The organism is Faunimonas sp. B44, assembly GCF_052655945.1.
This window is the reverse complement of record NZ_JBQYEX010000003.1, coordinates 62,311-77,742: the sequence shown is the minus strand read 5'-3', so window position 1 is coordinate 77,742 and position 15,432 is coordinate 62,311. Positions and strand designations below refer to the sequence as shown.

Genomic DNA, 15,432 nt, shown 5'->3' with positions numbered 1-15,432 from the left:
CTCAGTCCGCCGGCGCGTCGAACACGATCACGCGGATCGGCGTCGGGTCGAAGCCGTTGCAGGGATTGTTGATCTGCGGGCAGTTCGAGATCACGCAGAGCACGTCCATTTCGGCGACGAGGTCGACATGCGAGCCCGGCGCCGAGATGCCGTCGTCGATGACGAGGTCGCCGTTCGGCGCGATCGGCACGTTCATGAAGAAGTTGATGTTGGGAACGATGTCCCGCTTGGTCATGCCGTAGCGCGAAACCTCGTAGGCGAAGTTCTCGCGGCAGGCGTGCTGGTACCTCGTGTGGTGGCCGAAGCGCACCGTGTTGGATTCGCAGGAGCAGGCGCCGGCGGAGGTGTCGTGACGGCCGCAGGAATCGGCGACGACCGTCAGCATGACGTTGCCCTCGTTCGACACGATCTGGGTGCCGGTGGTGACGTAGGCCGAACCCTGGACGCGCAGCGTGTCCTGGGCGCTGTAGCGCTCGGCGAAGTCGTCGAGGCGGTAGAACAGCGTGTCGACCGCCTGCTGCCCGCAGGTATCGACGATGCGCAGGCGCTGTCCGCGCCGGACGATGCCCGACCACGGCGCTCGTGCCGGGATTTCGTGGTCGAGGACCACCGGGGCGGCATCGGGGGCGGCATCTGGGGCGGAAGGGGCCGCAGGGGATTCCGGGGTCATCATGCGCCTCCTTCAAAGCAGGAATCGGTGTTCTCGAAAGCGCGCACGGCTTCGGCCGTGGCCGTTCGGCAGAGGTCGTCGGACGGCGCGTGCGGTGCGCGGAAGCGCACGAGCTCGACCGGTCCCGGCGCATAGGGCCGGGCCAGGTCGAGCGGATGGGGGCAGTTGGAGACCGCGACCAGAAGATCCATCTCGGCGCGCAGGTCGACGAAGTCGCCGGCCCGACGGATGCCGTCCTCCCATCGCAGCCCGCCGCCGGGATCGACGGAGACCGGGGCGAAGAAGGTCACGCAGGGCGGGATGTCGCGGCGCGCGAGGCCGAGCTTGGCGGAGGCCAGGATGAAGTTGTCCCGCGTGTTGCGGAGGCCGTCCTTGCCGTAGGCGACCTTCGTGCTCGCCGCCGTCGATCCGCCCGTCAGCGCATCGTGCCTGCCGCTCGTGTCTTCCACGATCGAAAGGAGCACGCGTCCCATGTCGGAGAGGAGGACGCGGCCCTTCCGGAGCGCCGCGGTCCATTGCACCTTGATGGTGTCGGCGTAGTTCAGCCGCTCCGACGGATCGTCCGCGTTCCACGCGACCACCGAGACCGCGGACGTTCCGCCGGAATTCACGATGCGCAGCGCCTCGCCGCGGCGGAGCTTCAGAGGGGCGTACCACCCGCCGGGAACGGTCTCGCGACGGATGACCGTCGAGGGGTCGATCGGTGCGCCGTCCAGCAATGTCGGCGGCGGCAGCGTGCGCGGCGCGCCCGCGATGCCCTCGGCCCTGAGCGCCTCGTAGCGGCGGCGGTTCTCCGCGGCCTCCGCCGCGGCATCGGTGTCGTCAAGCATGGTCCGCTCCACTCCCTTTTCCGGCGCCGGCGATGCGGCGCGGCCAGATCTCGATGTCCCGGGTGACGGTTGCGCCATAGCGCTCGCGCTCCTCCGGCCGGTCGCGCGTGCGCTCGAGCGCGATTACCCGCGTGGCCAGCGAGAAGGCTTCGGAGAGGTCGTGCGTCACCATCACGACCGTCAGCTCCACCTCGTTCCAGAGCCGGCGGACGAGGGCGTGGATGTCCGCGCGCACGCCCCGATCGAGGGCGCCGAAAGGCTCGTCGAGAAGCAGGATCTTCGGCCGGCGGAAGATCGCCTGGGCGAGCGCGAGGCGCTGCTGCATGCCGCCGGAGAGCTCGGACGGGTAGCGTCCGGCCGCTGCGCCGAGGCCGACCTCGTCGAGAAGCGCTGCGGCCTCGGCGCGTGCCGCCCGGCGCCGACGCCCGAAAAGGCGGCCGAGCAGCGGAGCCGCCTCGAACTCCCGGCCGAGGATCACGTTCTCGATCGCGGTCAGGTGCGGGAACACCGAATAGCGCTGGAAGACGACGCCGCGGTCGGCGGTCGCCTCCGGCGCGATCGGAAGGCCATCCACCGTGATCTCGCCGCGGCTCGGGCGCTCCTGCGAAAGGAGCATGCGCAGGAGCGTGGTCTTGCCGCAGCCGGATGGACCGACCAGCGCGACGAAGGCGCGCGGCGCGATCTCGAGCGAGACGCGCTCGAGCACGATCTGGTCGCCGAACTCCTTCCAGACGTCGTCGAGGCGGATGAGGCTCACCGCGCCCGCTCCCCGAACCAGGGGAAGGCGCGCCGCTGAAGGAGGCGGAGGCCCGCGTCCATCAGGAACGCGAGGAGCGTGATCCACGCGACATAGGGCAGGATCACGTCCATCGCGAGATAGCGGCGCATCAGGAAGATGCGGTAGCCGAGGCCCGATTCCGACGCGATCGCCTCGGCCGCGATCAGGAACAGGAATGCCGGACCGATCGAGAAGCGCACCGCATCGATGAGGCGCGGCAGGAGTTGCGGCAGCATCACCCTGACCGCCACCTGCCAGGTCGAGGCGCCGAGCGTCTGGGCCTTGATCAGCTGTTCGGCCGGAATCTCCTCCGCCCGCAGCGCAATGTCGCGGATGATGAAGGGCGTTATCCCGATCGCGATGAGCGCGATCTTCGACGCTTCGCCGAGCCCCATCACGATGAAGAGGATCGGCAGCACGGCGAGCGGCGGGATCATGCAGACGACCGCGACGAGCGGTGCGAGCAGCGCTCGCGCGAAAGGCACGAGGCCGATCAACAGCCCGAAAGCGAGACCGATCGCGGTTGCGATCGCGAGCGCCGCGAGAAGGCGGGAGAGGCTCGCTTGTGTATCGACGAGCATCAGATAGTCGCCGGACCGCGGATCGGGCGTCAACGCGATCCGCGTCACCGCTTCGACGATGGTGTTCGCCGCCGGCAAGAGCTTGTCGTTCGGGTTGGCGGCGAGCCGCATCTCCGAGCCGACTGCATAGGCAATGAGCAGCATTGCGAACGGAATGAGCGCGAGCGCGAGCGCTGCGCCCCGGCTCGGCCGCCGGTTCATCAGGCGCATCGGATGCGGTCCCTGGAGGAGCCCGAGGAGGGGAGGCGGAACGGAAGCGACGAGCGGCTGCGCGACATGAACCCTTGAACCCTAAGATCACCGAGGAGCGGCGGGGCCGCCGCCGTTCCGGAGTTCTCGAGGTCTCCCGGGCTTTTGTCCCGCCGTGCACCCGGAGGTCCGCCCTCCGGGCGGCGGCTCTCGGACCAGCGCTCGCCTAACGAGCCGGAACCCTAGCCGCCATACTCGGCGAAGGACTACGCAAGCGCCGTGCCAATCGCGGCCTCACCGGCGTCACGCCCGGTGCGCTCCGTGTTCCGCCTCAGCTCGCGCAAGAACGTGAGCAGCAGCGGCCGGCGCGCCTCGCTCGTCCGCACCGCCGTGAAATGCTGCGAGGCGAAGCCGTAGATGTCGCGCTTCAGCGCCCGCATCTGGCGCCGGCCGGCCCAGTCCTCGCCGATATGGCACGGCAGGAAGCCGATGTACTGGCCCGACAGGATCATCATCACCTGCGCCTCCATGTGCATCACCGTGCCGGCGGGACGAGGGTGGTTGGCGCGGTAGAGGTCGTCGAAATGGAGATAGCCGCGCACGGAGAAGGCGCACTTCTCGACGTCCTCGCGCGCGATCGCCGCGTCGGGCGTCTCGAACAATGGATGGCCCGCCCCGCAATAGAGCGCGTGCGGCTCGCGGCAGAAGGCGCGGTAGGTGATCTGCGGCGCCTTCTGCGACATCGGCCCGATCACCACGTCGCGCGTGCCTTCGGTGACGGCCCGCTCCAGTTCGCGCGGCGTGCCGAGCGCGAGATCGAGGAAGACGTCCGGCGCGTAGCGGCAGAAACGGCCGAGCGCCGCCTGCAGCCCGAGCTCGGGGCTCGTCACGACGCCGTCCACGATCCCGATCCGCAGCCGGCCCGTGAGCTTGCCGCGGTCGCGACCCAGCCGCGCCTCGAAGCTCTCGATGTCGGTGAAGAGCTGGCGCGCCGCCGCATAGACGCTCTCGCCGAACTCGGTGAGCCGGAAACCGCGCCTGCCTCGCTCGCACAGCGGCGCGCCGATCTTCTTCTCGAGCGCGCTGAGATGGGTCGAGAGCGTCGACTGCGACAGGTTGAGGGCGATCTGCGCATCGGCGAAGCCGCCGGCATCGGCGAGCGTCACGAAGACGCGCAGCAGGCGGAGATCGATATTGTCGAGCCGGCGCATCGGTTCTCACATCAGCTTTTTTCGATGTCTTCTTCTATTAAATCCGATTTCCATAGAAGTTAAACTGGCTGATCATCCGGCTCTCCGGGGAAATGAGGAGTGCGAAGATGTTCCGTTCCGTGTTCGCCGTCGCCCTTATGATCGGGACTGCGGCGCCCGCGCTGGCCGCCGACACGATCCGCGTGCTGTCGCCGACCTGGCCGGGCTTCGCGCCCGTGCTCGTCGCCATCGACAAGGGCTACTTCAAGGATCTCGGGCTCCAGGTCGATCTGAAGTTCGAGGATGATCGCTCGAACGTGATGGCTGCCTACGCCCGCGGCGACATCGAGGCCGACATGCGCACCGTCGGCGAGCACCAGGGCCGCCCGCGCGACGAGAACACGCCCGGCATCATCATCGGCACCATCGACAAATCGGTCGGCGGCGACGGCGTGATCGCCGACGGCTCGATCGAAAGCGCGGCCGACCTGAAGGGGAAGACGGTCGCCGTCGAGCCGAACATCCCGGCCCGCCTCCTGCTCCAGCTCGAGCTGAAGAAGGCGGGCCTGACCCTCAACGACCTCAACGTCAAGGAGATCGCTACCGCGGACACGGTCGCGATCTTCGCCGACAACTCGATCGCCGCCATCGGCACCTACGAGCCGTTCCAGTCGCAGGCTCTCACGGCCATCCCTGCGCGCAACGGCAAGCTTCTCGTCTCGTCCAAGGACAGCGAGATCATCGTCGACGTCATCACCGCCCGCCAGGACGACCTCGCCGCCAACCCGCAGAAGTACGTCAACTTTCTGAAGGGCATCTATCAGGCGATCGACCTCTACAAGAGCGACCCCGAGGAGTTCATCCGGCGCGCCGCCCCGCATTACAATCTGAGCGAGGCGGAGGTGAAGGAGATCCTCGACACGAGCCTCGCCTACACCGACCTGGCGGAATCGAAGGAGCTCATCGGCACCAAGGACCAGCCGGGGACGCTCCATGAGGTCTTCGACACGGTGATGGAGCTGAACCTGGAGAACGGGGCGGCCGACGTGAAGCTCGATGCCGCGAGCCAGATCGACCCCGGCCCGATGTCGGCCCTCTAGGAGCGGGCCATTGGCCGAGATCGCGACAGCGCTGAGGGAGAGCGGGCGGACGGCCGCGGACGAGCGTTCCGCGGCTGCTCCGGCTGCGCGGCGGCGCGGCGCGGGGCTGTGGACGTTCCGCGGCGCGATCCCGCGGCGGACCGAGCTCGCGCTCGCGGTCGGCGGCAGCCTCGGCCTGCTCCTTCTCTGGGAGGCGGCGGGCCGGCTCGGCCTGACCAACCCGATCTTCTTCCCGGCGCCGAGCGCGGTCATCGCGGCGCTGGTCCGGATGGTGCAGGACCAGCACCTCCTCTGGCATGCCGGCGTGTCGACGATGAGGGTCTGGGTCGCGTTCTCCATCGCGGCGCTGATGGCGATCCCGATCGGCATCATGATGAGCAGCTACCGGGTGATCGGCTCGACGCTGGAACCGGTCATCGACTTCATCCGCTATCTGCCGGTGCCGGCGCTGGTGCCGCTCTCCATCATCTGGTTCGGCGTCGGCGAGGCGACGAAAATCTACCTGCTCTGGCTCGGCACCTTCTTCCAGCTCGTGCTCCTGGTGGCCGACGACATGCGCCGCGTGCCGCACGAATATGTCGAGATCGCCGCCACGCTCGGCGCCAAGCCGCGGCAGATCCTCAAGGACGTCGCCTTCCGGGCGATGCTGCCCGGCCTCGTCGACAATCTTCGGATCACGCTCGGCTGGTGCTGGACCTATCTCATCATCGCCGAGATCGTGGCCGCCGATTCCGGCATCGGCTTCGTGATCTGGACGGCGCGCCGCTACATGAAGACGCCCGAGGTCATGGCGGGCGTCGTCGTGATCGGCGTCATCGGCCTCCTAACCGACCAGCTGCTCCGGGCGCTGCACCGGCGCGCCTTCCGATACCTCTGAGCGCGCCGATGCACACGCCCTATCTCGCCTTCAGCCGCGTCACGAAGCGCTTCGACGCGATCGAGGTGGTCGCGCCGACCTTCGACCTGGAGGTCGCCCGCAACGAGTTCGTGGTCTTCCTCGGGCCGTCCGGCTGCGGCAAGACGACCCTCATGCGCATGGTCGGCGGCCTCGACCAGCCGAGCAGCGGCGAGATCCTGCTCGAGGGCGTGCCCGTCGGCCCGCCCGACCGCCGGCGCGGCATGGTCTTCCAGTCCTACTCGTCCTTCCCGTGGCTCACCGTCGCCGAAAACGTCGAGTTCGGCATGAAGTACCGGCGCGACCTCAGCCACGACGAGAAGCTCGCGCGCCGCGACCGCTACCTCGACCTGGTCGGCCTCTACGAGTTCTCCGACGCCTATCCGAACCGCGTCTCGGGCGGCATGCGCCAGCGCGTGGCGATCGCGCGCACCCTCGCCGCCGGCTCCGACGTCCTCCTGATGGACGAGCCGTTCGGGGCGCTCGACGCGCAGCGCCGCGAGCGGCTCCAGGTCGAGCTCCGCAACATCCAGAAGCGCGACGCCAAGACGGTCATCTTCGTCACCCACGATGTCGAGGAGGCCGTGTTCCTCGCCGACCGGGTGATCGTGTTCTCGAAGCGGCCGGCCCGGGTACTGATGGAAATCGACGTGACCGACCGTCTCGGCGCGGACCGCCCGCTGGAACTGCGCGACAGCGTGCCCTTCTTCGAGCTCCGCAACGAGATCCTCCGGCTCCTCCGCCAGACCGGAGCGGACGAGGAATGACGCTTCCCGGGCTCTCCGGTCGCCGCGTCCTCGTCACCGGCGCGAGCCGCGGCATCGGCTTCGGAATCGCCGAGGCGTTCGTGGCGGCCGGTGCCGAGGTCGCGATCGCGGCGGAAGGCGAGGACGTCCTCGCCGCCGGCGAGCGGCTCGGCGTCCGGGCGCACCGGGCGGACATCTCGCGGTTGGCGGAGGTGACGAACCTCGTCTCGACGGTCGGCGCGATCGACGTGCTCGTGAACAATGCCGGGCTGGAGCTGATGACGCCGCTCGACGACGGGAGCGCCGCGAACGAGGAGGCGTTCCGTCGGATCCTCGAAATAAACGTCACGGGCACGTTCCTGATGACGCGCGCGACTCTTCCGGCCATGAGCGGCGGCGGGGCGATCATCAACACGGCGTCCGTCTGGGGGCGTGTCGCGGAGCCGCTCTTCTCTGCCTACGTGGCCTCCAAGCACGCGGTGATCGGCCTCACCAAGACATGGGCGAAGGAGCTCGGGCCGCGCGGCATCCGCGTCAACGCCGTCTGCCCCGGCTGGGTGCGCACCGTCGCCAGCATGCGCTCGCTCGGCCGGATGGCGGAGCGCTCGGGGCGGCCGGAGGCGGAGCTGCTCGACCTGATCGTCGGCGCGCAGGCGCTGCCGGGCCTGATGGAGCCGGCCGACGCCGCCGGCCCGTATTTGTTCCTGGCCTCCGACCTCGCCGCGAACGTCACCGGCCAGACGCTCGGGGTCGACCGCGGGGAGGTGCCCTGGTGACGGATCTTGGCGGCAAGCGCGCGCTCATCACGGGCGCGGCGAGCGGGATCGGGAAGGCGGCGCTGGCGGCCCTTCGAGGAGCCGGCGCGCGTGCCTTCGGGCTCGACCGGATCGCTGCGGAGGGCGATGCGGACTGGGTGATCGCCGACCTCATGCATGAGGCGGAGATCGCGGCCGCCGTCGCCGCAGCGGCGGAAGCCCTCGGCGGCATAGACATCCTGGTCAACTGTGCCGGCATCGAGATCGAGGCGCCGCTCGCGGCGATCGACATCGCCGACATGGACCGGATGTACGCCGTCAACGTGCGAGGCCCGATCCTCGTCGCGCGCGAGGCGCTGAAGGCGATGGGGCCCGGCGGGCGGATCATCAACGTCGCCTCCGAGCTCGCCTATCTCGGGCGGCAGAACGCCTCCGGCTATTGCGCCACCAAGGGCGCCGTGATCGCGCTGACGCGCTCCTGGGCGCGGGAGCTCGCGCCCGGCATCCTCGTCAACGCCGTCGCGCCGGGTCCCATCGACACGCCTCTCCTCGCCTTCGAGCGCATGAGCGACGCGCAGAAGGCGCTGGAGACGAACAATCCGATGGGGCGGATCGGGCGGCCGGAGGAGGTCGCCGCGGCGATCGTCTTCCTGGCATCGCCCGCCGCGACCTTCACAACCGGGCAATGCATCAGCGTCGACGGCGGCGCGGCCATGCACTGAGGCGCATGCACTGAGGGGACAGATGGCAGACAGCGTGTTCATGGCCGAACTCACCTGGCCCGAATTCGAGAGGCTGGCCGGAGAGGGCGTCATCGTCTTCCTGCCGCTCGGGGCGACCGAGCAGCACGGCCCGCACATGGCGCTCAACGTCGACGTCGTGCTGCCGACAGGGGTGTGCGAACGCGTGGCGCGCGAGGTCGGCGGCCTCGTCGCGCCGACGATCCCCTACGGCTACAAGTCGATGCCGCGCTCGGGCGGCGGCGAGGCGTTCCCCGGCACGACCAGCCTCGACGCGAACACCTTCTCGCTGGTTGTGCGCGACGTCATCCGCTCGCTCGGGCAGAACGGCATCCGCCGCATCGTGGTCGTGAACGGGCATTTCGAGAACGGCTGGCCGGCGGTGGAAGGGGTCGATCTCGGCCTTCGCGATCTGCGCCGCGACGGCATCGCCGACATGCGGCTGATGAAGCTCGAATATTGGGACTTCGTCCGGCGGGCGACGCTCGACCGCCTGTTCCCGGAGGGGTTTCCGGGCACCGAGCTGGAGCATGCGAGCCTGCTCGAGACGTCGCTCATGCTGCTCCTCCGCCCCGATCTCGTCGACATGGCGAAGGCGCCGGACGACGGGCCGGCCAGGTTCCCCACCTACGACATCCATCCCGTGCCAGAGGGCTTCGTTCCGCCTTCCGGCGTGCTCGCCCGCGCCGAGAAGGCGACGGCGGAGAAGGGGCAATGGCTGATGGACGACCATGTGGCGCTCATTGCCGAGGCCGTGCGCGCCGAATTCGGGCTTTGACACGATGAGCATCAGCGATTTCCAGCCGCTCGATTCCGGGCTCGTGCCGCGCTTCGCCGGCGTGCCGACCTTCATGCGCCTGCCCGTCGCTCAGCCGGACGCCGTCGAGGTGGCGATCGTCGGCGTGCCCTTCGACGGCGGCACGACGAACCGGCCGGGCGCCCGCCACGGCCCGCGCGAGATCCGCAACCAGTCGAGCATGGTCCGCCGCGTCCACCACGCGACCGGAATCTCTCCCTTCGATCTCGTCCGGACCGGCGATTGCGGCGACGCGCCGGTCAACCCGCTCGACCTCGACGACAGCCTGGAGAAGCTCCGCGCCTTCTATGCGGGCGTCCGCGCGGCGGGCGCGGTGCCGCTGTCGGTCGGCGGCGACCACCTGATCTCGCTGCCGGTCCTCCGCGGGATCGCGGCGGGCGGCCCGCTCGGGCTGATCCAGTTCGACGCCCATTCGGACACCTATGACAGCTTCTTCGGCACGAGCCGCTACAATCACGGCACGCCGTTCCGCCGCGCCATCGAGGAGGGACTGGTCGATCCGAAGCGCTTCGTGCAGATCGGGCTGCGCGGCGCGATCTCGGATGCCGGGAACTACGACTTCGCCAAGGCCGCGGGCGTGCGCATGGTCTTCATCGAGGAACTGCGGGCGCGCGGCGTCGCCGACGTGATGGCGGAGGCGCGCGCGATCGTCGGCGAGGCGCCCGCCTACGTCACCTTCGACATCGACGTGCTCGACCCCGCCTACGCGCCCGGGACCGGAACACCGGAGATCGGCGGCGTCACCACCTTCGAGGCGCAGCAGCTCGTGCGCGAGCTGCGCGGCGTGCAGATCGCGGGCGCCGATCTCGTCGAGGTGTCGCCGCCCTTCGACGCCGGGGGGCTGACGGCGCTGACCGGAGCGACGCTGCTCTTCGAGCTGCTCTGCGTCATCGCGGAGGGCGTCGCAGCGCGGCGCGAGGCGCGCGCGGCCGCGCCGGCCCTGGCCTGAGGCGCGTCATGGCCCACGGCTACGAGAGCGGCCGGCTCGACCTTCCCTTCGTCGGCATCTGCACCTTCGGCAAGTATCCGCTCTGCCTCGACTGGGACCGTATCGAAGCCGACGTCGCGGTGCTCGGCGCGCCCTTCGACCTCGGCACGCAATGGCGCTCCGGCGCGCGCTCGGGCCCGCGGGCGATCCGCGAGGCCTCGACGCTCTTCGCCTTCGGCCATGCCGGCGCCTACGACCACGAGGACGACGTGGTCTACCTGCCGGCCGAGACGACCCGCATCGTCGACATCGGCGACGCCGACATCGTCCACACGGACACGCTGCAGAGCCACCGCAACATTGAAGCGGGGGTCCGGAAGATCCTCGCGGCCGGCGCCGTTCCGGTGGTGCTCGGCGGCGACCATTCGGTGAGCATCCCCTGCATCCAGGCCTTCTCGGAGGAGGCGCCGATCCACGTCGTGCAGTTCGACGCGCATCTCGACTTCGTCGACGAGCGGCACGGCGTCCGCTTCGGCCATGGCAGCCCGATGCGGCGGGCCGCCGAGAAGCCCTGGGTCACCGGCCTTACGCAGCTCGGCATAAGGAACGTGTCGTCGACGGCGCGCGAGGGCTACGAGGACGCGCGGCGCATGGGCTCCGACATACTGAGCGTGCGCCAGATCCGGCGGCTCGGGACGGACGCCGTGCTCGCCCGCATCCCGGCCGGCGCGCGCTATTACGTGACGATCGACATAGACGGCTTCGATCCCTCGATCGCGCCGGGGACCGGCACGCCGAGCCACGGCGGCTTCCTCTATTACGAGGTGCTTGAGCTGCTCTCCGGGCTCGCCAGGCGCGGCCGGATCGTCGGCGTCGACCTCGTCGAGGTCGCCCGCGAATACGACCCGGCGGGCGTCACCGCCGTGCTCGCCGCGCAGGTGCTGCTGAACCTCATCGGCCGCATGCTGCACGCGCGGGCGGGGGGAGGGGGCGGCGCGTCCTGAAAGCACGCGGATCGGCCATGCCGATCCGGGGCAAGTCCGGAATGGACCGCGCACGACGAGTGGCTGGGGCGCCAGGATTCGAACCTGGGATGGCGGGACCAAAACCCGCTGCCTTACCGCTTGGCTACGCCCCAAGAGAAGGTGCCGCGATATAGCGCGATCGCCGTGGTGCGGCAACCGAACCGGACATCTCGACCGCGCGCCCAGACGATCCGACGCGCGAACGCCGATCGGGCTCGCCCTGCGGCCGATTCGCGCTCATTGTCTTCCGACGCAACGCCCGGCGGCCTGCACCGTTGACCCACGCGGACAGGGGGCTCGCGACAGAGGGACAGTGGACGGAATGATGATTTCGGCGCGACAGGTGAAGGCGGCCCGGGCGCTGCTCGGCTGGTCGGAGGGCGACCTGGCGGCGCGCGCCGGGATCGACGAGGCCGAGATCGCGGCGATCGAAGCCGCCGACAAGCCGCTGATCGCGCCGGCCCATCTGGCCGCGACGCTCGTCCGGACCTTCGCCGCCGCCGGCCTCGATTTCCTCGGCGACCACGGCGAGACCGGCGTCCGGCTGCGCCGCCGGAAGCTCGCCGACGGGCTCCGGCCGAGCGAGCTCAATTCCGCCAACGACGGCTGACGGCTCGGGCGCCGCCGACGGACCGGCGCGCCGCGACCGGCGGGAACGGCGGCGGCGATCGGCTGTTCAAGCATCAGCGCACAGGAAAACCCGGGAGCGGATGCGATGAGCGAATGGGAGCGGATCGGCCTCTCCGCGGCCGTCACGGGCACGGTCGCGAGCCTCGTGACCACGGCCGTCCTGGCGGGGCTCGCGCGGGCGGAAGGGAAGGGCGCCCTGCAGCCGACCAACGCCACCAGCCACTGGCTGCACGGCGAGGAGGCCGGTCACCACAGGGGGCCGGATCTCGAACACACCGCGCTCGGCTACGCCACGCACCACGCCTCGGCGCTGTTCTGGGCGCTCCCGTTCGAGGCCTGGCTCGCCAGCCGGCCGCGCCGGACCGGACCGGAGCTCCTGCGCGACGCGGCCGTCATGGCGGGCATCGCGGCCGTCGTCGATTACGGCCTCGTGCCGAAGCGGCTGACGCCGGGCTGGGAGGAGGTGCTGCCGCCCCGCTCGATCGCCGTGACCTTCGCCGCGCTCGCGCTCGGCCTCGCGGCCGGGGCGATGCTGACGCGGGAGCTGCGCGACGGTCGGCGCTGACCGGCCGCCCGAGCAGCGTCGCGGGGGAAAGCGAAGGGTCGAGGCGACGGTTGGCCGTCTTCCAACAGTGAACGGAGGGGGTGCTATCGAGCGGCCGCGTCTGCGGCTCAGGCAAGACGTCGCCCAGGCAGAAGACCCGACGATTTGACGGCCGCTGCAGTCAATTCCACGCCTGGAAAGCATGCGCCGCTTCGCCGTGCGAAACCGAGCTTCTCATGAAGCGACCAGGAGGCACGCCGACATGGCGGCTGAAGGCCGTGCTGAATGTGCTCGCAGAGCCATAACCGATCCGTCGAGCCACCTCGTCGAGGGCGATCTCCCCGTCGCGCAACAGCTTCTTCGCGATCGCCATGCGCCAGGCGAGCAGATATTCCATCGGCCGGACCCCGACCACGCGGACGAAGCGCTCGAAGAAGGCGGAGCGGGACATCCCCGCCTCGCGCGCGAGTTGCGGGATCGTCCATGTCCGTTGCACATCGCCGTGCATGCTGCGCAACGCGGCGGCGATCCGTGGGTCGGCCAGGCCGCGCAGTATGCCCGGCTCAGCCGGTTCGGGCGGGACGACCCGGAGCGCCTCGATCAGCAGGATTTCCACCAGTCGCTCCAGGATGAGCTCGCGGCCCATGTCCTCGCGTTTGGCCTCGTCACCCACGAGGCGGACCAGTTGCGTCAGCCGCGGGATGCCGCGGATGTGGATCATGCGCGGCAAGAGTGAGACGAGGAACGCGGCGTCGGGCGAGCCGAAGGAGAAATAGCCGCCGAACTGCCGGACGTCGGGTGGCCCGTCGGCCCGCCCGTAGCGGACTTCCCCGTCAGGCGGCGACGCCGTCCGCGGGTCTATGCGCACCGGGGTCGCGGGCTCGAAGCCGGACATGGTGAAGGCGGGCGTTGCCGGCAGGAGAACGAAGTCTCCTTCTTCGAGCACGACGGGCGCCTCGCCATCGACGGCAAGGCAGCATCGCCCCTCGGTCACGGCACAGAAACCAGGCTGGCCGAATTCGGCATAGCGCACGGCCCAGCGGCCGGCGCCGCTGATCCCTTTCGAGAACACCGCGCGCGGGCGCAGCAGCTGGATGACTTGGGAGAGGGGGTCGATCATCTCGGACTTTCGCCAATAGAATTCGGACGATCGATTGATGATGGTCCTGATCATGCAGCTTAGATCGATCCCGTCAACCTCACGCACAGGAGACCGACATGAAAACCGTCCTCATCACCGGCTGCTCGTCCGGCTACGGGCTGGAGACCGCCCGCCACTTCCACGCGCAGGGTTGGACCGTCATCGCCACCATGCGTACCCCGCGCGAGGGCCTGCTCCCCGACTCGGAGCGCGTCCGCATCCTGCCGCTGGACGTCACCAGCCCCGAGAGCGTCGCGTCCGCAGTCGAGGCAGCAGGGCCGATCGACGTGCTGGTGAACAATGCCGGCATCGGCGTCGTCGGCGCCTTCGAGGCAACCCCGATGTCGCATGTGCGCGAGGTGTTCGACACCAATACGTTCGGCGTGCTGGCCATGGTGCAGGCCGTGATCCCGCAAATGCGGGAGAATCGGTCTGGCGTGATCGTGAACGTCACCTCCAGCGTGACGTTGGCGCCGATGCCGCTGGCGGCCGCCTACACCGCCAGCAAGCAGGCCGTAGCGGGCTTCACCGGCTCGTTGGCGCATGAACTGGCTGCCTTCGATATCCGCGTGAAGCTGGTGGAGCCGGGCTACGCGCCGACGACGCGGTTTGCGGCGAACACTGTCATTCCGGTCATGGATCTCGTTCCGGAAGCCTATGCGGAGTTCGCGCGGCCCATCTTTGCCGGGTTCGCCGACCCGGCCCTAACGACGAAGGAAAGCGATGTCGCCGAGGCGGTGTGGCTGGCTGCGAACGATGCGTCGGATCGGCTGCATTATCCTGCGGGTTCCGACGCCGTCGCGCTGGCGCGGGCAGCCTGACCGGATTGGCACCGATCATCGGCCCGGCGCCATGATCGGTGCCCGGAATGCGCCCGGTTCGCCGCGGATCGCGGCACGTAAAGGCTCGGGCGACGATGAGCGCTAGAGCATCGTCACCTTGCCGGTTGCGATGTCGTAGACGCCGCCGACCACCTTCACCCGGCCTTCGGAGACGAGGCCGCTCACGATCGGCTCCGCCGCCTGCAGCTTCGTCACGTTGTGGCGGACGTTCTCGACCGTCGCCGCCGCCAGGAGGTTTTCCGGCTTTGCGGCGATGGCCGCCTCGACGCCCGGCCGCAGCGAATCCACCAGCTGCGGCAGATGGCCGGGAAGCTCGGCCTTGTCCTGGATCACCTTGATGGTGGCATCCACGGCGCCGCACCCGGAATGCCCGAGGATGAGGACGAGCGGGATGCCGAGGAACTTCGCGCCGTATTCGAGGCTCGCGAGGCCGTCCTCGTTGACGAAGTTCCCCGCCACCCGGACGACGAACAGCTCGCCCGGCCCCTGGTCGAACAGGAGTTCCGGGGAGACGCGGGAGTCCGCGCAGCTCACGATTGCCGCGATCGGGTGCTGCGCCTGCGACCGCGCCGTCCGGCCGACCGAATAGTCCCGGTTCGCGGCGTCGTTGGCGGCATACCGCCCGTTGCCGGCGAGGAGGCGCTCGAGCGCTTCGTCCGGCGAGATGGCGTTCGGCGCATCGGGCACCTGCGCGCGCGCCGCGTCCGGCCCGAGCCCGAGCCCCGCCAGGCCGGCAAGGGCCGCACCTCCGCCGATGAAGCTGCGGCGCGACAGTTGGCCGTGGCTTTCAATGCAGTTCCTGCACATCCGGAAATCCCCCTCGGACCTGTTGTTGTCGTGGCCGGTCGATCTTGCGCCGGCGAACGGCACGATACGGGGTTCGCTCGAAGGCGGTACTCGCCTGAATGCGCAGCCTTTACCGCTTGCTGCGTCGCGCCCGCGATCACCTGCTCAAAGTTTAGGGATCGCCGCGGGGCGCGGCATTCCGAGCGGCGCGTTCACCATGCGTCAACCTTCCTTCGGCATGGCGG

The 15,432-nt window shown here is 69.6% G+C and carries 18 protein-coding genes, 1 tRNA gene and 1 riboswitch; of the genes, 11 read left to right on the top strand and 8 right to left on the bottom strand.

The window, feature by feature from the left end:
- Window position 1: 1 nt before the first annotated feature.
- From ACUN0C_RS06495 to ACUN0C_RS06475, 5 genes are all read right to left on the bottom strand, one after another.
- On the bottom strand, window positions 2-670 hold the full coding sequence (locus ACUN0C_RS06495; RefSeq protein WP_445465522.1) for an urea amidolyase associated protein UAAP2: 669 nt from the start codon (window positions 668-670) through the stop codon (window positions 2-4).
- Entirely contained in the window at window positions 670-1,500 is an 831-nt protein-coding gene (locus ACUN0C_RS06490; RefSeq protein WP_445465521.1) for an urea amidolyase associated protein UAAP1, read from the bottom strand. The genes ACUN0C_RS06495 and ACUN0C_RS06490 overlap by 1 nt, the downstream gene beginning before the upstream one ends.
- On the bottom strand, window positions 1,493-2,257 hold the full coding sequence (locus ACUN0C_RS06485) for an ATP-binding cassette domain-containing protein (RefSeq protein WP_445465520.1): 765 nt from the start codon (window positions 2,255-2,257) through the stop codon (window positions 1,493-1,495). The genes ACUN0C_RS06490 and ACUN0C_RS06485 overlap by 8 nt, the downstream gene beginning before the upstream one ends.
- Window positions 2,254-3,069 (bottom strand): ABC transporter permease, encoded by an 816-nt coding sequence (locus ACUN0C_RS06480; protein WP_445465519.1) that lies wholly within the window; start codon window positions 3,067-3,069, stop codon window positions 2,254-2,256. The genes ACUN0C_RS06485 and ACUN0C_RS06480 overlap by 4 nt, the downstream gene beginning before the upstream one ends.
- A gap of 131 nt (window positions 3,070-3,200) precedes the next feature.
- Window positions 3,201-3,305, bottom strand: a riboswitch (guanidine-I (ykkC/yxkD leader).
- A gap of 9 nt (window positions 3,306-3,314) precedes the next feature.
- The gene (locus ACUN0C_RS06475; RefSeq protein ID WP_445465518.1) at window positions 3,315-4,259 is read right to left on the bottom strand and encodes a LysR family transcriptional regulator; all 945 of its coding nucleotides are present in this window, start codon (window positions 4,257-4,259) and stop codon (window positions 3,315-3,317) included.
- Between the two features lie 107 nt (window positions 4,260-4,366).
- Here ACUN0C_RS06475 and ACUN0C_RS06470 point away from each other — a divergent pair, with 107 nt between their 5' ends.
- The 8 genes from ACUN0C_RS06470 to speB (ACUN0C_RS06435) are packed head-to-tail and all read left to right on the top strand — an operon-like array spanning window position 4,367 to window position 11,223.
- Window positions 4,367-5,338 carry an ABC transporter substrate-binding protein gene (locus ACUN0C_RS06470; protein ID WP_445465517.1) on the top strand — a complete coding sequence of 324 codons (972 nt, stop codon included), beginning with the start codon at window positions 4,367-4,369 and terminating at the stop codon, window positions 5,336-5,338.
- Window positions 5,339-5,348: 10 nt separating this feature from the next.
- Complete coding sequence (locus ACUN0C_RS06465; protein WP_445465516.1) at window positions 5,349-6,215, top strand: ABC transporter permease; 867 nt, start codon at window positions 5,349-5,351, stop codon at window positions 6,213-6,215.
- Between the two features lie 8 nt (window positions 6,216-6,223).
- Window positions 6,224-7,000, top strand: coding sequence for an ABC transporter ATP-binding protein (locus ACUN0C_RS06460; protein WP_445465515.1), 777 nt, complete (start codon window positions 6,224-6,226; stop codon window positions 6,998-7,000).
- Window positions 6,997-7,755: an SDR family NAD(P)-dependent oxidoreductase gene (locus ACUN0C_RS06455; protein WP_445465514.1), complete on the top strand. Its 759-nt coding sequence runs from the start codon at window positions 6,997-6,999 to the stop codon at window positions 7,753-7,755. The genes ACUN0C_RS06460 and ACUN0C_RS06455 overlap by 4 nt, the downstream gene beginning before the upstream one ends.
- Window positions 7,752-8,456, top strand: a complete 705-nt coding sequence (locus tag ACUN0C_RS06450; RefSeq protein WP_445465513.1) for an SDR family NAD(P)-dependent oxidoreductase — start codon at window positions 7,752-7,754, stop codon at window positions 8,454-8,456. The genes ACUN0C_RS06455 and ACUN0C_RS06450 overlap by 4 nt, the downstream gene beginning before the upstream one ends.
- Window positions 8,457-8,478: 22 nt before the next feature.
- On the top strand, window positions 8,479-9,252 hold the full coding sequence (locus tag ACUN0C_RS06445) for a creatininase (protein ID WP_445465512.1): 774 nt from the start codon (window positions 8,479-8,481) through the stop codon (window positions 9,250-9,252).
- Between the two features lie 4 nt (window positions 9,253-9,256).
- Window positions 9,257-10,240: an agmatinase gene (gene speB / locus ACUN0C_RS06440; RefSeq protein WP_445465511.1), complete on the top strand. Its 984-nt coding sequence runs from the start codon at window positions 9,257-9,259 to the stop codon at window positions 10,238-10,240.
- Between the two features lie 8 nt (window positions 10,241-10,248).
- A complete protein-coding gene (gene speB, locus ACUN0C_RS06435) occupies window positions 10,249-11,223 on the top strand; it encodes an agmatinase (protein WP_445465510.1) in 975 nt (324 codons plus the stop codon).
- A 60-nt stretch (window positions 11,224-11,283) separates the two neighbouring features.
- Here speB (ACUN0C_RS06435) and ACUN0C_RS06430 read toward each other — a convergent pair.
- A tRNA-Gln gene (locus ACUN0C_RS06430) sits at window positions 11,284-11,357 on the bottom strand.
- 212 nt (window positions 11,358-11,569) lie between these two features.
- On the opposite strand from ACUN0C_RS06430, the gene ACUN0C_RS06425 reads away from it, so the two are divergent.
- Window positions 11,570-11,854: a transcriptional regulator gene (locus ACUN0C_RS06425; RefSeq protein ID WP_445465509.1), complete on the top strand. Its 285-nt coding sequence runs from the start codon at window positions 11,570-11,572 to the stop codon at window positions 11,852-11,854.
- Between the two features lie 105 nt (window positions 11,855-11,959).
- Complete coding sequence (locus ACUN0C_RS06420; RefSeq protein WP_445465508.1) at window positions 11,960-12,439, top strand: hypothetical protein; 480 nt, start codon at window positions 11,960-11,962, stop codon at window positions 12,437-12,439.
- Between the two features lie 160 nt (window positions 12,440-12,599).
- Here ACUN0C_RS06420 and ACUN0C_RS06415 read toward each other — a convergent pair whose 3' ends face one another.
- Window positions 12,600-13,538, bottom strand: coding sequence for an AraC family transcriptional regulator (locus ACUN0C_RS06415; RefSeq protein WP_445465507.1), 939 nt, complete (start codon window positions 13,536-13,538; stop codon window positions 12,600-12,602).
- A gap of 98 nt (window positions 13,539-13,636) precedes the next feature.
- Here ACUN0C_RS06415 and ACUN0C_RS06410 point away from each other — a divergent pair, with 98 nt between their 5' ends.
- Complete coding sequence (locus ACUN0C_RS06410; protein ID WP_445465506.1) at window positions 13,637-14,380, top strand: SDR family oxidoreductase; 744 nt, start codon at window positions 13,637-13,639, stop codon at window positions 14,378-14,380.
- 102 nt (window positions 14,381-14,482) lie between these two features.
- On the opposite strand, the gene ACUN0C_RS06405 is transcribed toward ACUN0C_RS06410, so the two are convergent.
- On the bottom strand, window positions 14,483-15,208 hold the full coding sequence (locus ACUN0C_RS06405) for a carbonic anhydrase (protein ID WP_445465505.1): 726 nt from the start codon (window positions 15,206-15,208) through the stop codon (window positions 14,483-14,485).
- Window positions 15,209-15,432: the final 224 nt, after the last annotated feature.

What these genes read in the sequence shown, in the direction of transcription:
- ACUN0C_RS06495 (WP_445465522.1), bottom strand. Translation starts at nt 670, where the DNA reads ATGACCCCGGAATCCCCTGCGGCCCCTTCCGCCCCAGATGCCGCCCCC.
- ACUN0C_RS06490 (WP_445465521.1), bottom strand. Translation starts at nt 1,500, where the DNA reads ATGCTTGACGACACCGATGCCGCGGCGGAGGCCGCGGAGAACCGCCGC.
- ACUN0C_RS06480 (WP_445465519.1), bottom strand. Translation starts at nt 3,069, where the DNA reads ATGCGCCTGATGAACCGGCGGCCGAGCCGGGGCGCAGCGCTCGCGCTC.
- ACUN0C_RS06475 (WP_445465518.1), bottom strand. Translation starts at nt 4,259, where the DNA reads ATGCGCCGGCTCGACAATATCGATCTCCGCCTGCTGCGCGTCTTCGTG.
- ACUN0C_RS06470 (WP_445465517.1), top strand. Translation starts at nt 4,367, where the DNA reads ATGTTCCGTTCCGTGTTCGCCGTCGCCCTTATGATCGGGACTGCGGCG.
- ACUN0C_RS06460 (WP_445465515.1), top strand. Translation starts at nt 6,224, where the DNA reads ATGCACACGCCCTATCTCGCCTTCAGCCGCGTCACGAAGCGCTTCGAC.
- ACUN0C_RS06455 (WP_445465514.1), top strand. Translation starts at nt 6,997, where the DNA reads ATGACGCTTCCCGGGCTCTCCGGTCGCCGCGTCCTCGTCACCGGCGCG.
- ACUN0C_RS06445 (WP_445465512.1), top strand. Translation starts at nt 8,479, where the DNA reads ATGGCAGACAGCGTGTTCATGGCCGAACTCACCTGGCCCGAATTCGAG.
- speB (WP_445465511.1), top strand. Translation starts at nt 9,257, where the DNA reads ATGAGCATCAGCGATTTCCAGCCGCTCGATTCCGGGCTCGTGCCGCGC.
- speB (WP_445465510.1), top strand. Translation starts at nt 10,249, where the DNA reads ATGGCCCACGGCTACGAGAGCGGCCGGCTCGACCTTCCCTTCGTCGGC.
- ACUN0C_RS06425 (WP_445465509.1), top strand. Translation starts at nt 11,570, where the DNA reads ATGATTTCGGCGCGACAGGTGAAGGCGGCCCGGGCGCTGCTCGGCTGG.
- ACUN0C_RS06420 (WP_445465508.1), top strand. Translation starts at nt 11,960, where the DNA reads ATGAGCGAATGGGAGCGGATCGGCCTCTCCGCGGCCGTCACGGGCACG.
- ACUN0C_RS06415 (WP_445465507.1), bottom strand. Translation starts at nt 13,538, where the DNA reads ATGATCGACCCCCTCTCCCAAGTCATCCAGCTGCTGCGCCCGCGCGCG.
- ACUN0C_RS06410 (WP_445465506.1), top strand. Translation starts at nt 13,637, where the DNA reads ATGAAAACCGTCCTCATCACCGGCTGCTCGTCCGGCTACGGGCTGGAG.
- ACUN0C_RS06405 (WP_445465505.1), bottom strand. Translation starts at nt 15,208, where the DNA reads ATGTGCAGGAACTGCATTGAAAGCCACGGCCAACTGTCGCGCCGCAGC.